Origin of the sequence: Bradyrhizobium sp. CIAT3101, assembly GCF_029714945.1 — a bacterium.
In the GTDB taxonomy this organism is placed as follows: Bacteria; Pseudomonadota; Alphaproteobacteria; order Rhizobiales; family Xanthobacteraceae; genus Bradyrhizobium.
The window spans coordinates 6,503,333-6,517,499 of the sequence record NZ_CP121634.1; the positions used below are offsets into that span (position 1 = coordinate 6,503,333).

At 63.5% G+C, this 14,167-nt stretch carries 13 protein-coding genes; 3 read left to right on the top strand and 10 right to left on the bottom strand.

Translation table 11 applies throughout. The features are described from left to right. Positions 1-8: 8 nt before the first annotated feature. The 4 genes from QA645_RS30640 to QA645_RS30655 form a co-directional block, all read right to left on the bottom strand. The gene (locus QA645_RS30640) at positions 9-464 is read right to left on the bottom strand and encodes a phasin (protein ID WP_254192645.1); all 456 of its coding nucleotides are present in this window, start codon (positions 462-464) and stop codon (positions 9-11) included. 244 nt (positions 465-708) lie between these two features. Then, positions 709-1,302 carry a GNAT family N-acetyltransferase gene (locus tag QA645_RS30645; protein ID WP_254129984.1) on the bottom strand — a complete coding sequence of 198 codons (594 nt, stop codon included), beginning with the start codon at positions 1,300-1,302 and terminating at the stop codon, positions 709-711. After that, entirely contained in the window at positions 1,299-2,381 is a 1,083-nt protein-coding gene (locus QA645_RS30650; RefSeq protein WP_283045055.1) for an alpha/beta fold hydrolase, read from the bottom strand. Before QA645_RS30650 ends, QA645_RS30645 begins: the two co-directional genes overlap by 4 nt. Continuing rightward, the gene (locus QA645_RS30655; protein ID WP_254129982.1) at positions 2,378-2,758 is read right to left on the bottom strand and encodes a hypothetical protein; all 381 of its coding nucleotides are present in this window, start codon (positions 2,756-2,758) and stop codon (positions 2,378-2,380) included. Before QA645_RS30655 ends, QA645_RS30650 begins: the two co-directional genes overlap by 4 nt. Positions 2,759-2,936: 178 nt before the next feature. Here QA645_RS30655 and QA645_RS30660 point away from each other — a divergent pair, with 178 nt between their 5' ends. Continuing rightward, on the top strand, positions 2,937-3,851 hold the full coding sequence (locus tag QA645_RS30660) for an alpha/beta hydrolase (protein ID WP_283045056.1): 915 nt from the start codon (positions 2,937-2,939) through the stop codon (positions 3,849-3,851). A 127-nt stretch (positions 3,852-3,978) separates the two neighbouring features. After that, the gene (locus tag QA645_RS30665; protein ID WP_283045057.1) at positions 3,979-4,443 is read left to right on the top strand and encodes a nuclear transport factor 2 family protein; all 465 of its coding nucleotides are present in this window, start codon (positions 3,979-3,981) and stop codon (positions 4,441-4,443) included. Here QA645_RS30665 and QA645_RS30670 read toward each other — a convergent pair. The 6 genes from QA645_RS30670 to QA645_RS30695 all read right to left on the bottom strand — a co-directional run bounded on the left by QA645_RS30670 (position 4,440) and on the right by QA645_RS30695 (position 12,179). After that, complete coding sequence (locus QA645_RS30670; protein WP_254192643.1) at positions 4,440-5,114, bottom strand: spermidine synthase; 675 nt, start codon at positions 5,112-5,114, stop codon at positions 4,440-4,442. The genes QA645_RS30665 and QA645_RS30670 overlap by 4 nt on opposite strands. Before the next feature lie 124 nt (positions 5,115-5,238). Continuing rightward, on the bottom strand, positions 5,239-8,475 hold the full coding sequence (locus tag QA645_RS30675; protein WP_283045058.1) for a cytochrome P450: 3,237 nt from the start codon (positions 8,473-8,475) through the stop codon (positions 5,239-5,241). 31 nt (positions 8,476-8,506) lie between these two features. Next, a complete protein-coding gene (locus QA645_RS30680) occupies positions 8,507-9,502 on the bottom strand; it encodes an alpha/beta hydrolase (RefSeq protein ID WP_283045059.1) in 996 nt (331 codons plus the stop codon). Between the two features lie 22 nt (positions 9,503-9,524). Beyond that, complete coding sequence (locus QA645_RS30685; protein WP_283045060.1) at positions 9,525-11,075, bottom strand: wax ester/triacylglycerol synthase family O-acyltransferase; 1,551 nt, start codon at positions 11,073-11,075, stop codon at positions 9,525-9,527. A gap of 46 nt (positions 11,076-11,121) precedes the next feature. Then, complete coding sequence (locus tag QA645_RS30690; RefSeq protein WP_283045061.1) at positions 11,122-11,922, bottom strand: alpha/beta hydrolase; 801 nt, start codon at positions 11,920-11,922, stop codon at positions 11,122-11,124. Beyond that, positions 11,922-12,179, bottom strand: a complete 258-nt coding sequence (locus QA645_RS30695; RefSeq protein WP_254129974.1) for a DUF6489 family protein — start codon at positions 12,177-12,179, stop codon at positions 11,922-11,924. Before QA645_RS30695 ends, QA645_RS30690 begins: the two co-directional genes overlap by 1 nt. Positions 12,180-12,555: 376 nt before the next feature. Here QA645_RS30695 and QA645_RS30700 point away from each other — a divergent pair, with 376 nt between their 5' ends. Continuing rightward, entirely contained in the window at positions 12,556-14,154 is a 1,599-nt protein-coding gene (locus QA645_RS30700; RefSeq protein ID WP_283045062.1) for an ABC transporter substrate-binding protein, read from the top strand. Positions 14,155-14,167: the final 13 nt, after the last annotated feature.

Consider the following 14,167-nt stretch of genomic DNA (forward strand, 5'->3'; position numbering starts at 1 on the left):
GCGCCGGATCAGGCGGTCTTGGTGTAGACCTTGGCAAAGTTGTCCTGAGCGGACTTCGCACCGTTGGCGGCGAGCTTGCCGAGATAATCGGTGGTCGCCTTGGCGCGCGAGACGAAGGTTTCACCGCGGGCGCGGAGCAGGCTCGACTGGATCTCGACGGCTTCGCTGAACGACTTGGCGGACGCGAGCTGGTCGATGCCGGCGAAGAACGCCTGGGCGTCGTCATAGATCGCCTGCTGGATGTTGCGGCTGATCTTGCCGGCCTCGGCGACGGACTCGGTCACCGCGTTCTCGACGGCGGCGGTCACGCGCTCGGAGCCAGCGAAAGCCTCGGCAGCACGGTCCTTGGCAGTGTTGGCAGTCTTCTTGACGAACTCACGGGCCGCTTCGGGAACTTCCAGGTTCTGGATGTTCTTGAACGCGTCCTTGAAGCCTTCGAAAGCGGTGTTGGTTTCGGTGGTCATTGGGGTCTCTCCATCCTCATTGGGCTGAGCTATGGGCTCACCCCGTCCGGTTTTGGCCCGGGGCACGGCTTATATGGCATAGTTAATTGTGCGATGCAATATTCTTATTGCACTGCGATATCACGAAACCGTGAACAGCCTTAACGGGAGGCATTCTGATGCCTCCGTAGCCAACCCCTACTGTGCATGGGGTTGTTTTCCGGTTTTTGGTCGCCGGATGATGACCCAGTGCTGGACGGCGCTTCTAGTGCTGGACGGCGCCTGGCAGCCCATAGGCCTCCATCTGGGCCTGGACCTGCGCGATGTTGTGGCCGAGCACGACGATGTCATGGGTCTTGCCGGCGACATCCCGGACATGGTCCCGCAGCAGCGCCTCGGCCTTGAAGCCGAGGCTCTCGAACAGCGCGATCGCCGCCTGCTGGTCGACCGTCATCTGGACCGAGAGCTTTTCCAGCCCGGCCCCGAGCGCAAGCGCAAAGGTCTCCTGCGACAGCGCCTTCCCCACCCCCTTCCCGCGGACGTCCTGCGACACCACCATGCGGATCTCGCCGACATGGGGCGACCAGGAGTGGGGATCGCGCACCAGCGTGCCGCAACCGACGACCTTGCCGTCCTTCACCGCGAGCAGGCTCTGGATCGCGCCACGCTCGATCTCCTTGACCCAGGCGGACAGGACCTTCGGCTCGCTGATGTTGCGCGGCAGGAACAGCAGGTCATGCGTCGGCAGGCCCTTGCCGAACGCGAGCACCGCGGCTTCGTCCGCAGGCGACATCAGACGGATCTCGATATCGCCGGCGTCCGTCTTGACGCGACGCGGATAGGCACGCTGTTCACTCATGTCGATCTCTTTCCCAGCCAGGAATCCAGTTTCGGCCACAGCCGCTTCACCGCGTTGGCGCCGGCGACCAGCGAGACGTGACCGCCCTTCAGCATCACCTCTTCCTTGTCCGCGGAGCCGATCTTCGCGATCAGATGCTTTGCGGCCTCATAAGGGACGATGTGATCGTGCTCGGCGACCGCGTGCAGCATCGGCACCTTGATGTCCTCGAGCTTCGCCGCGCGGCCGCCGACTGACATGGTGTCGTTGAACAGCTTGTTGTCCCACATCAGGTCCTTGGTGATGGTGCGGAAATATTCGCCCGCGAGCGGCAGCGTGTCGGTCGCCCAGCGGTCGAACATCCGGTACGATTTCACGAACTCATCGTTCCAGATGTTTTCCCAGAGCTGGATCTGGCTCACTGCGCGCGAGGCCGGACGCAGCATCTCGAATGACGACAGGATCATCTCAGGCGGCACGTTGCCGACGCTGTCGACAAGGCGATCGACATCGAAATAGCGGCGGTCGGAGAAATTCGAGAACAGCTTCATCTCGCGGAAGTCGATCGGCGTGGTGAAGCAGATCAAATTCTTCATCGGCCCGTCCGGGAAGATCGAGCCGTAGAGCAGCGACAGCACGCCGCCGAAGCAATAGCCGATGACGGAGACGTCCTGCTCGCCGGAATCGGCCTGCACGCGACGGACGCAATCCGGGATGAAGTCGAGGACATAGTCCTCCATCCGCAGGCTCTTCTCCTCCGGCCGCGGCGCGCTCCAGTCGAGCATGTAGACGTCGTAGCCGCGCTTGAGCAGGAACTCGATAAAACTCTGGCCCGGCACGAGATCGAGGATGTAGCCGCGGTTGGTGGTCGCCATGACCACCAGCACCGGCACGCGGTAGATCTCGTCCGACATCGACCGATAGTGGTAGAGGCTCATCGTACCGCGCGAGTGCAGCACGTCCTTCGGCGTCGATCCGAGCGTCGGACCGGAGGTCGAAAAATATTCGACGCCCTTGATGCTGCGCTGGATCGCGCGCTGCACCTCGGACTGGATGCGCTCCGGGATCGCTGCAAAATCAAGTCCCGTCGGCGCGTTCATTTTTGCTCTCCGCCTTCAGATGGCGGACGTTTTGTGCGCGGCGGCCGCGGTGCGGCATCGATCGACGATCCACTTGAATGAGCCGACATCTGGCTCAGCATCGACCTGATCTCGCCGAGCTGCCCCTCAATCGACTGCAACCGCTCGGCGATGCCGGTCATCTGCTCGCGGCTCGGCAGGTTCATGGAGAGCAGGTACTTCTCCATAAGATCGCCGAACTGCTTCTGAGCACCCGCAGCAGCGCCGCCGGCACGGTTCATCGCCTGCGAGAATTCGGGCGTCTCCATCGCCTTGGTGGCGAAGGAGTTGAACCCCTTCTCCATGTCGCCGACCATCTTCTGCCACAAGGCGACCGGATCGGTGATCTTGTCGGTCATCAGCATCCTCCCGATGTGGAGGGCTTGTGCCCTTCTTTTCCCGCCATACCACACCGTTGCGGGGTGCCGGTCAACCGGCTAGCGGCGGGTGCCGCGCACACGGCTTCTTTGCCGCGGGAAACCGTGCGATACAGCATTGATCAAAAGCCAAATTGGTCAAAGTTAAGGGAACACGCCTGTGAACGCCCATCAGCCGCCCCAGACCCTCCGCGCCAACGGCATCGACATCTGCTACGAGATTTTCGGCAACGACAACGCCGAGCCGCTGCTGCTGATCATGGGGCTCGGCGCGCAGATGATCCATTGGGACGATGCGTTCTGTGAGCAGCTCGCCGCGCACGGCTTTCGCGTGATCCGGTTCGACAACCGCGACATCGGCAAGTCGAGCCATCTCACCGGCGGCAAGCGGCTGACGCCGCTCGAGCTGCTCAAGCTTCGCTTCCTCCGGATTCCCGTGGCCGCAACCTACAAGCTGATCGACATGGCCAAGGACACGGTCGGCCTGATGGACGCGCTGGGCATCAGGTCGGCGCATCTGGTCGGAGCGTCCATGGGCGGCATGATCGCACAGGAGGTGACGCTGTCGTTTTCGCAGCGCGTGCGCTCGCTGACCTCGATCATGTCGACCACCGGCAATCCGCGCGTGCCGCCGCCGACGCGGGAGGCCTCCGCCATGCTGATGGCGCCGCCGCCGAGCAGCAAGGAAGAGTTCATCACCCGCTTCGGCCAGACCTGGAAGGTCTTGCGCGCCGGATCCTTTCCGGAGGAGGAAGCACTCGATCCCGGCCGCGCCGAACGGGTCTTCGCGCGCGGCCTCAATCCGGCCGGCGTCGGCCGGCAGCTCCGCGCCGTGCTCGCCTCCGGCAGCCGCAAGGAGAGACTGCACGGCGTCAAGACGCCGACGCTCGTGATCCACGGCACCGTCGATCCGCTGGTCCGTCCCGAGGGCGGCAAGGACACGGCCGAGTCAATTCCGGGTGCGAAGCTGTTGATGATCGAGGGTATGGGTCATGCGCTGCCGATGCGGTTCTGGCCCGAGATCATCGACGCCATCGACAAACATGCGCATGGTGCGGCGGCGAAAGCGGCGTAAACCACACCACCGGTCTCCTTGCGGTGACCATGTGAGCTGACGGTTACTCTCTTAACGTCAGACGGCACGAGGGCTATAGAAGCCTCCCTCAATCGCAAGACAGGGGCCGCGGCCTCTTGGAGCTCACATGCATCTCATCGTTCGGTCCGCGGCAATGGTCGCCGCTTCGGCTCTCATGCTGTCCCTCACCAGCGCCGCCGCGATGGCCGGCAGCGCGCAGGAAGAGGCCAATCGCAAAGCCGTGCTGGCCTTCTACGAGAAAGGTCTCAATCAGAAGGACGTCGATGCCGCGCTCGCCTATGTTGGCGACCGTTACGTCCAGCACAATCCGAACGCTGCCGATGGACCGGAGGGCTTCCGAAAGTTCATCGGCTTCTTGCGTGAAAAGTTCCCGAACTCGCACAGCGAGATCAAGCGCTCATTCGTCGATGGCGACTACGTCATCCTTCATGTCAACGCGGTTCGCGAACCCGGCACCAAAGGCAACGCGATCGTCGACATCTTCAAGCTGGAGAACGGCAAGATCGTCGAACATTGGGACGTCGTTCAGCCGATCCCGGACAATCCGGCGAACAACAACACGATGTTCTAGCTCTTCTTCGCAATCCAGATCACATGACGCGCGCCACCGCCTCGGCCGGTGGCGCGGACAGCGACTTCATTGACATCGAAGCCGGCACGCCCGAGGCGCTTGGTGAAGGCGGGGTTGGGCCCCGACGACCAGACCGCAAGCACGCCACCCGGCCGTAGCGCCGTCCTCGCCGCCGCCAAACCGCTTGCACTGTAGAGCGCGTCATTGCCCTTTCGGGTCAGACCTTCCGGCCCGTTGTCGACGTCGAGCAGAATGGCGTCGAAGGCCGCGCTCTTCGCCCGGATGATTTCGCCGACGTCGATCTCGCGGATGCTCACCCTGGCATCATCGAGACTGTCGCCGAACACTTCCGCCATCGGCCCCCGCGCCCAGGCGACAACCGCCGGCACGAGCTCGGAGACCACGATTTTCGCTTTGCTTCCGAGCACTGTAAGCGCCGCGCGCAGCGTGAAACCCATGCCGAGGCCGCCGATGAGAACGACGGGCTTTGCCACCGTCTCGAGCTGTTTCGCCGCAAGCGTTGCGAGCGCGGCCTCGGAACCCGACAGGCGGTTGTTCATCAGCTCGTTGGTGCCGAGCTTGATCGAAAACTCCTTGCCCCGCCGCATCAGGCGGAGCTCCTCGTCGGAGCCGGGGATTTTGGCGGTGTCGATCTTTTCCCAGGGAATCATGGGAGTGCTTTAGCACGATCGCAATTCGTAGGGTGGGTTAGCCGAAGGCGTAACCCACCTACTTCGTTCTGCATTGGCCGAAGGACGGTGGGTTACGCTTCGCTAACCCACCCTACGACCCGAGCTATCCGCCGGCCCAGACGTCCAGCACATAGCGGTTCTTCGCGCCCATCTCCTCGATCCAACGCGCACTGGCAGCCGCATCGCTACCGCTCTTCTCGCGATGGATCGCGACCAGCGCCGCCTTCACGTCGGGCTCCATTTTGCTGCCGTCGCCGCAGACATAGATGATCGCGCCTTGCTCGATCAGCGGCCAGACCTTGTCCTTCTGCGCAGCGAGGACGTGCTGCACATAGGTCTTCGGTCCGTCCGCACGCGAGAACGCGGTGAACAGCTCGGTGATCCCGCTTGCAGCGAGCGCCTTCAGCTCATCCGCATAGAGAAAGTCCTGATCGGGGTGGCGGCAGCCGAAGAACAGCATGGCCGGACCGAGCGCGCCGCCTTTGGCTTTGCGCGCGGCACGCTCTTGAAGGAAGCCGCGGAACGGTGCCAGTCCCGTGCCGGGGCCTATCATGATGATTGGCACGGATGGATCATCCGGAAGCCGGAAGCCGGCCTTGGTCTCGCGCACGGTCGCGTAGACCGTATCGCCCGCGCGGCGGTTGGCGAGATAGTTTGAGCAAATGCCCTTGTAGGTGCCACGCCCCGACGCCGCCGGCCCTTCGACCACGCCGACCGTGACGCTGCAGCGCGCTGGATCGACCGATGGCGAGGACGAGATCGAGTAGTAGCGCGGCGCCAGCAGCGAGAGCATTTCCAGGTAGACGTGAAACGGCAATTCACAGGCGGGATATTCGAGCAACAGGTCGAACACCGATTTGCGCTTCGCCAGAATTTCGCTGCGGTAACGCTCGAGCGGCTCGGCCTCCTCGCCGACGAAGGTCAGCAACTTCGGCTTGGTGACGGGGCAACGGGTGTGCTCGGCCATGACCTGGATCTGCTTCCGCGTCGCCACCTGCTGCAGCTCGACGAACTCGCTGAGCAGGCGACCGACCGACACGGCATCGCCGACCGGCAATTGCGCGCGGCGGCCCTCGGCGACCTGAAGCCTGATCTGGTCGGCCGGCAGGAAGCCGAAGCGGCGGGCAACCGAATCCACCAGGGTCGGATCGTTGCGCGGGACCACGCTCAGATGATCGCCGACGCGGTAGGTGACGTTGGCCGGCAGCTGCACCTCGATATGACGCGTCGAGCGCTCCGACGGATTGGCGCCCGACTTGTTCTGGAGCTCGTCATTGGCCAGCACCTTCATCGCCACAGCGCCGCCCTGGGCAACGATGGTGTTGACGGCGGTCACCGCGACTGGCTCGATCGCGTAGAGCGGATCGTCCTCCGCGGTGCGGGTGAAATTCCAGTCGATCCCGAATTCCTTGGTCGCGACCTGAGCGGCGGCCGGGAACCACTTCTGGAACTGGCCGTCGAGATCGCTGCGCGCATCGCCCTCGCCGCGCGGATAGACCGCACGTGCGCCATGCTTCGACAATTGCTCGTCGATGAAACGCGGCACCGATTGATAGGTCGCGGCCCAGTCGCTGTTGCCGCAGCCGAACACGGCGTAGCGGACGTTGGCAAAGGCATCCTTCGGCAGATCGTCGCCGAGCCATTTGACGAACTGCGTCGCATTGTCGGGCGGCGCGCCATTGTAGGAGGCGCAGATGATCAGCACGCCGCCCTGTTGCGGCAGCTTGCCGACGTAGTCGTCGAGCGGACCGAGATGCACGGCAAAGCCGTTGATCTCTGCGAGATCGGCCATGCGCGTCGCGAGTTCTTCCGCGGTGCCGAGATTGGAGCCGTAAAGCACCAGCATCGGCGTATTGTGACCGGGCCGCGTGGTCGGCTGACGTGGCGCCCGCGACGCCGAAGCCGCTGCCGCGACCGGCCCGCCATAGGCGCCGCGCTCGCGATCCGCGCGCGGACGCACCTTGATCTTGAAGCCCTCGGGCTTCATCGTCAGCGTTTCCTTCAGATGCATCTGGTAGCGCTGATGGTCGATCAGCCTGAAACGCTGCAGCACCATGCCGAGCGCGAGCGCGGCCTCGTGCATGGCGAAGCCGCGACCGATGCAGGCGCGCTGGCCGTTGCCGAACGGCTTCCAGGCGTTGATCGGCCGCTTGGCCTCGGCTTCCTTGCTGAAGTTTTCTGGATCGAACGCATCGGGATTGGGTCCCCAGACCGAGGGATCGCGATGCAGCGCCGTCACCAGGATCGTGGTGAATGTGCCCTTCCTGAGCTTGTACTTGCCGCCACCGAGGGTCTCGTCCTTCAGCGGCGAGATGCCGTAGGCCGGCGCCGGCGGCCACAGCCGCAGCGCCTCTTTCAGGATCTGCGTGATGTAGGTGAGCTGCGTGACCTGCTGGTAGGTCGGCTTGGCGTCGACATTGGGCCCGAAGACGCGGTCAACCTCGTCATAGGCCTTCTTGAGAATGTCCGGATGCTTGAGCAGCGCATAGAGCGTGTAGGACAGCAGGCCGCTGGTGGTTTCGTGGCCCGCGATCAGGAAGGTGTTGATCTGGTAGCGGATGTTGACGTCGTCGAGCTGCTCGCCGGTCGAGCGGTCGACGCCGGTCATCATCGCGGCCAGCATGTCCTTCTTGTCGTCGATCCCTTCCGCGCTCTTGCGGCGCTCGGCGATGATCTCGTCGACCATCTTGTTCATGAAGTCGACGTCTTCGCCCAGCGTCTTCCGGCGCTTCTGCATCCAGAGCTGCTCGAACGGCAGGCCGCGCGTCATCATGATGGTTTCGAGCGAGCGCACCAGCGACTCGACGAAGGGATGGTAATCGCGCCGGTAGAACGAGTTGAAGCGATAGTCGAAACCGCACAGCCCGATCGTATCCAGCGTCAGCGCGGTCATATCGTGGACGACGTCGATCTCGTCGTCGGCGTTGAGCCGCTCCCATTTGTGCACGAGCTGCTCGGCGATATCGACCATGCTCGGGTGATACGACTGCATGGCGCGATTGCCGAACGGCTGCAGCAGGATGTTGTGCGCCTTGCTCCAGTTCGGCTCCTTGGTATCCGCCGTGAACAGGCCATCGCCGCCGACCGCGCGCACGCGCCGCAGCGCGCCGCGCACGGTCTTGTCGAAGCGCTTCTCGTCGGAAAGTTCGTCGACGAGATCGTGGCCGGAGACGACGACGATCGGCGAGCCCATCATGTCGAGCCAGAAGATCGGGCCGAGCTCCTTGGCAAGCCGCGTCAGGTGCTGCACCGGCGCGGCCGAGTCCAGCGAGAGCATGTTGCCGACCACCGGCTTGGTCGGCGGATGCGGAATCGGGTCCAGACGGTTCTTCGATGACATTGCTACGCTTCCCCCCGCTCGCAATGACGAGCTAGCCAAACCGCCTTCTACGCCATTCGATCAGCTTGGCGCTGACCTCTTCCGGCTTCTCCTGCTGCGTCCAATGGCCGCTGTCCCTCACCAGATGCTTCTCGAGATCCGCCACCAGCTTCTCCATACCGTCGGCCGCCGACGGCGGCAGCACCGCGTCGTTCTCGGCCATGATCATCAACGACGGCACGCTGATGTGGTGATCGAGCCCCTGCGACCGCTCCCAATTGCGGGTGAAGTTGCGATACCAGTTGATGCCGCCGGTGAAGCCGGTCTTCGTGAAGGTGTCGACGAACACTTGTCTCTCGTCCGCCGACAGGATCGGCGTGCGCGGATCGACCTTGGCGTCATAGGCCGCGATCATCTGCGGGAAGGCCAGATTGGTCTTCGACGAGGCACCGACGCCCGCGACCGGCTCCTCGTCTGATTTCGCCGGCGGTCGCGCCAGCGGCTTGCGCATGAAGGCATCGAACGTCTGCTCGACGCGGCTGCCGAAGATCCTGTCCGGCTCGCGCGCGGGATCCTGGAACTGGACGATGTACATCTGGTCGCCGAAGCGCTGCCGGAACAGTGCGATCGGGTCGATCGGCGCGCGGTCCCAATGCGGTGTGTTGACACCGACGACGCCAGCAACGCGGGCGGGATGCCGTAACGGCATTTGCCAGACGACGAAGCCGCCCCAATCATGGCCGACGAAGATCGCCTTCTCGATCTCGAGATGATCGAGCAGGCCGACGAGATCGCCGGTCAAATGTTCCATGTCATAGGCTTCGACCGGCTCGGGCCGGTCGGTCGCGCCATAGCCGCGCTGGTCCGGCGCGATCACGCGAATGCCGGCCTCGCTCAGCGCCTTGAGCTGATGGCGCCAGGAGAAGGCCAGTTCGGGCCAGCCATGGCATAGCACCACCGGCGGCTTGTCGGTGAGAGGCCCCGCCTCGTAATAGCCCATGCGGATTCCGTTCGTCTGCGCGAACTTGAGCGGCGGCATTTCGATCATTGCAAAAATCCTGGCAAGCTTCCTATTCGGCCGCGCCCTTGACGTCGGCCGCGGGTGGCGCATAGGCCGCTTCGAGCGCGGCAAACTCCTCCGGCAGCATGTCGCACATCACCTGCACGTGCGGAATGATGTTGGCGCCGACGATGAAGCCGAAATCGAGCTGGTCGCGGTAGCTCTGCACAGTGATGTTGAGCGCCTGCCCATGTGTCGAGATCGACACCGGGAAGATGTGCAGCAGCTCGGCACCTGCGGCATAGAGCGTCTGGCGCGGCCCCGGTACGTTGGACACCGTGATGTTCGCCGCCGGCGGCAGCACGTCCGACAAATCCGAGCGGCTGTAGAGCAGCGCCAGGATCTGGACGATGATCGGCGCCCCCAGCATCGAGATGTTGGACACCTGCGGCATCAGCGCCCGCAGCGGATGCGACATCTCCTTGGATTTCGTCGATTGCGCGATGATGGCCTCCAGCCGCGCCTTGGGATCATCGATGTTGGTCGCGATCGAGCAGATCATCCCGAACACCTGGTTGTTGGCCTCGGTGTTGCCCTCCTCGCGTAGCGAGATCGGCACGGCGGCGGTGAGCGATTTTGCCGGTAGCGTGCCGTATTGCTGCAGATAGCGGCGGACCACGCCGGAGGCGAGCGCCAGCACCACGTCGTTGAGCTTGCCGCCGGCCTGCTTGGCCAGCGCCTTGGAGCGGGACAGCGAGATCGATACGCCGGCAAAGCTGCGCTCCGACGAAATCGACTTGTTGAGCATGGTCGGCGGCGACACCATGCTGGCGAGGCTCTCGCGCGACTTCGGATCGGAAATCTTGCCGAGCACGTCGGAAACGCTCTTGACCATGGTCGGGATATTGCCGGCAAAACGCACCGCGCTCTCGATCTGGTACATCGCGTTGTCGAACAGGATCGAACCGATGTCGCTCTTGCCGGTGCGCGGCAGTTGCAGGTTCTTCGCCGCCGCCGAGGCATCGAGCGGCTGGGTGAAGAGCTGCTGATAGGAATCGAGCAGGTTCGCCGCGATGTCGCGCGGCTCCTGTCCCGGCTTTGCACCGCCCACGGGCGGATCGACCTTCCGCGGGATCGGCGAGATGTCGTAGATCATGTTGGTCAGGGCAGCACCGGCACCGCCGTCGATCGCGGCATGGTGCATCTTGGAATAGAGCCCGACCTCGTTGTCCTTCATGCCTTCGAACACGTAGAACTCCCAGAGCGGGCGAGCACGGTTCAGGAGCTTGGCATGCATCCAGCCAACGATGCGCTCGAGCGTGGCGCGATCGCGCGGCGCCGGCAGGCTGGCGCGGAAGATGTGACGGTCGATGTCGAACTGGTCGTCCTCGACCCAGGTCGGATGATCGATGTCGAGCGGCGCCTTCTCCAGGCGCGCCTTGAGGATCGGCGCGATGTGCAACCGAGAGACGATCATCGCCTTGAAGTCTTCGAAGAAGTCGCCCTGGTAACCGTCGGGCAGGCGAAAGATCGCCATGCTGCCGACATGCATCGGCATTTCCGGCGTTTCCAGATACAGAAATGACGCGTCCAGCGACGACAGCTTCTTACCGTCAGCCATAGTTCCCTCCGCTCATATTCGACGGGCGCCTTGCCGGCGCTTCTCGTCAGGCCGATACTGCCCGCTCCGGCGGGGCATATGCAATGGCAAACGGACCGGCCCGGTCAAATGGCCAGAACTCCCCCTCCGGTTGCGCAAGGCGATCCGCCACGGCCCATAGCGCAGCCGGGTTCACCCCGAGCCCGATATGGCTTGCCAGATGCACCTCGATATTCTCGGCCCGATCGGAGGGGTGTAGCAGGCAAGTCCGCCAATTCACGACGCCGTCCGTGCGCGAATAGATCGACGTCGCCGGCACCGGAAGATCGCCGGCGATCGCTTCGCGCAGCTCGGCGAGATCCTCGACCCGCTCGCCGGACAGCACCTCGTAGAGCGCCGTCGCATTGGTGGCCCGCACATCGTTGGCGAAGGGGCTGCCGAGCGTGATGACGGAGCGGACCATGTCGGGCGCGTGGAGCGCGAGATCGCGCGCATAGACGCCGCCGAGGCTCCATCCGACCAGGCTGACCTTCCGTCCGCTTGCAGCGTGGATGTCGGTGAGGCGGGTGCGCAGGGCCTCGCGCATTCGCGCCAGCCCGCCGAGATTGCGGCCCATCCGCCAGGCATGCGGCTCATAGCCGAGTTCACCGAGATAGCGCCGTATCGGCGCCATCGACAGATCGCTGGCGAGAAAGCCCGGCAGCGCCAGCACGGGATGGCCGTCGCCCCTGGGCGCACGCATCAGCAGCGGCGAGAGCAGGACGCTGGCGTTGAATTCGAACAGGCTGCGCGCTTCTGCGAGAAGCAGGCCAAGGGCCGGCGGACGAAGCCGGCCCTTGCCTGGCGCCCCGTCGCGCGTGGCGGGCATTACTTCTTCTTGTCGCTGCTGCGCGGGCTACCGAGACCGGCCATGGTCACGAACATATCCTGAAACCGTTCCGCGATCTTGGGATCGAAGGTGAACCAGCTCTGGATCAGCGATTCCGGCGAGACCTTTTCGATGTTGGACATCATCTGCTGCTGCAGCTTGTCCATCACAGCGGTCTGCATCGGCATCACGTCCGGCAATCCGAAGAACTGGCGGGCCTCAAGGGGGGTGCAGTCGATTTCGATATTAACTTTCATGTCCCCTCCGGATGAGATTCGAGCGGCGTCACACAGTATCGCCGCGACATGGTGTGCGACGCAAGCGACCTGAAACCTGGGGCCGGACACGGGCTTCCGCAATCGGCGGATATGGTCAATCAAATTGTCGGCGCGAATGGGCGCCGGCGGGCCGTTTCCACCCTCATTTTCGCGGCCTCACCGGCCGAAAGTCCAATGTCGCCCGTGCGCCTTTCGCCCCATAAATTGCCGGTCAGCATTGCTGCACAGCGGTGCAACTTGGCGCGTTCCTTGCTGGAATGGCGCTTGCACGGGTCGAGAACTCTGGGCAACATGGATCAATCAGCCCCGCCGAACAATCAAAAATTACGGTGCGGGCGAGTGGAGAGGGTCAAGAATGTCAGTCGGACGAAGTTTGTTTGCGGCGACGCTCGCCGGTGTGCTCGCATTGGCGGTGTCGCCGGCGTCGAGCCAGACGCTGCGCTACGCCAACCAGGGTGAGCTTAAGTCGCTCGACCCCTACACCCTGAATGAATCGACCACCAGTGCGCATCTCGGCCACGTCTATGAGGGCCTGGTCGCCCGCGGCAAGGACCTGAAGATCGTCCCGGCGCTCGCCGAAAGCTGGGAGACGCCGGAGCCGACGCGCTGGCGCTTTCACCTGCGCAAGGGCGTGAAATTCCACAACGGTGACCCGTTCACCGCCGATGACGTGGTGTTCTCGGCCGAGCGCGTGCGGGCGAAGGGCTCGAATTTCCAGAGCCGCGTTCCCGCCGACGCCAAGGCCATCAAGGTCGACGATTACACCGTCGATTTCGTCCTGACCTCGCCCAATCCCATCCTGACGGCACTGTGGGCGACCTGGTACATCATGGACAAAAAATGGGCGGAGGCGAACGATGCGGTGGCACCGACGCCCGCAGCTGCGACGACCCCGAGCTATGCCTCGCTCCATGAAAACGGCACCGGACCCTTCACCATTGAAAGCCATCAGCCGGGCGTGAAGACCGTCTTCAAGGTGAACCCGAACTGGTGGGGCAAGCCGGAGCATAATCTGAAGGAGATCGTGTTTACGCCGATCGCCAACCCCGCCACGCGTGTCGCGGCCCTGTTGTCGGGTGAGGTCGATGTGATCGAGCCGGTTCCGGTGCAGGACATCGAGCGCGTCAAAGCGAGCCCCAACGCCACCGCCCTGACGGGACCCGAGCTCCGCACCATCTTCGTCGGCATGGATCAGGCCCGCGACGAGCTGCTTTACTCCAACGTCAAGGGCAAGAACCCGTTCAAGGACGTTCGCGTCCGCGAAGCGGTCTACCGGGCGATCGATGTCGACCTGATCAAGAATCGCGTCATGCGCGGGCTGTCCACGCCGTCCGCATTGATGGTCGCGCCAGAGATCTTTTCCGCGAAGGACCTGACCCGGCCGAAGTTCGACCCCGATGCCGCCAAGAAGCTCTTGGCCGACGCCGGCTATGCCGACGGTTTCGAAGTGACGATGGACTGCCCGAACGACCGCTACGTCAATGACGCAGCGATCTGCCAGGCGATCGTCGGCATGCTCGCCCGCATCAACATCAAGGTGGATCTGCTCGCGCAACCAAAGGCCCAGTATTTCGCCAAGGTGCTGAAGCCCGGCGGCTACAAGACCTCGCTGTACATGCTGGGCTGGACCCCGGATACGGTCGACTCCCAGAACGTCCTGCACGACATCATGGGCTGTCGGGATGATCCCAAGGATCCCAACCGCGGCGAAGCCAATCTTGCCGGCTATTGCAACAAGCAGTTCGACGAGCTCGCCGACAAGGTTCTCGTGGAATCCGATACCGCCAAGCGCGATCAGCTGATCAAGCAGGCGTTCGAGCTCTCGATGAAAGACTGGGCCTATATCCCGCTGCACCAGCAGGCGCTCGCCTGGGGCGTGTCGAAAAAGGTGAAGCTGACCCAGCGTGCTGACAACATGGTCATGCTCTACTGGGCGACCAAGCAGGAAGAGTAGGTATCGACAAGTT

Excerpts from the sequence above, each read along its gene's own strand:
- QA645_RS30700 (WP_283045062.1), top strand. The coding sequence starts at position 12,556 with ATGTCAGTCGGACGAAGTTTGTTTGCGGCGACGCTCGCCGGTGTGCTC.
- QA645_RS30650 (WP_283045055.1), bottom strand. The coding sequence starts at position 2,381 with ATGAACGCGCCGACGGGACTTGATTTTGCAGCGATCCCGGAGCGCATC.
- QA645_RS30675 (WP_283045058.1), bottom strand. The coding sequence starts at position 8,475 with ATGTCATCGAAGAACCGTCTGGACCCGATTCCGCATCCGCCGACCAAG.
- QA645_RS30670 (WP_254192643.1), bottom strand. The coding sequence starts at position 5,114 with ATGATTCCCTGGGAAAAGATCGACACCGCCAAAATCCCCGGCTCCGAC.
- QA645_RS30645 (WP_254129984.1), bottom strand. The coding sequence starts at position 1,302 with ATGAGTGAACAGCGTGCCTATCCGCGTCGCGTCAAGACGGACGCCGGC.
- QA645_RS30685 (WP_283045060.1), bottom strand. The coding sequence starts at position 11,075 with ATGGCTGACGGTAAGAAGCTGTCGTCGCTGGACGCGTCATTTCTGTAT.
- QA645_RS30655 (WP_254129982.1), bottom strand. The coding sequence starts at position 2,758 with ATGACCGACAAGATCACCGATCCGGTCGCCTTGTGGCAGAAGATGGTC.
- QA645_RS30665 (WP_283045057.1), top strand. The coding sequence starts at position 3,979 with ATGCATCTCATCGTTCGGTCCGCGGCAATGGTCGCCGCTTCGGCTCTC.
- QA645_RS30695 (WP_254129974.1), bottom strand. The coding sequence starts at position 12,179 with ATGAAAGTTAATATCGAAATCGACTGCACCCCCCTTGAGGCCCGCCAG.
- QA645_RS30690 (WP_283045061.1), bottom strand. The coding sequence starts at position 11,922 with ATGCCCGCCACGCGCGACGGGGCGCCAGGCAAGGGCCGGCTTCGTCCG.
- QA645_RS30680 (WP_283045059.1), bottom strand. The coding sequence starts at position 9,502 with ATGATCGAAATGCCGCCGCTCAAGTTCGCGCAGACGAACGGAATCCGC.
- QA645_RS30640 (WP_254192645.1), bottom strand. The coding sequence starts at position 464 with ATGACCACCGAAACCAACACCGCTTTCGAAGGCTTCAAGGACGCGTTC.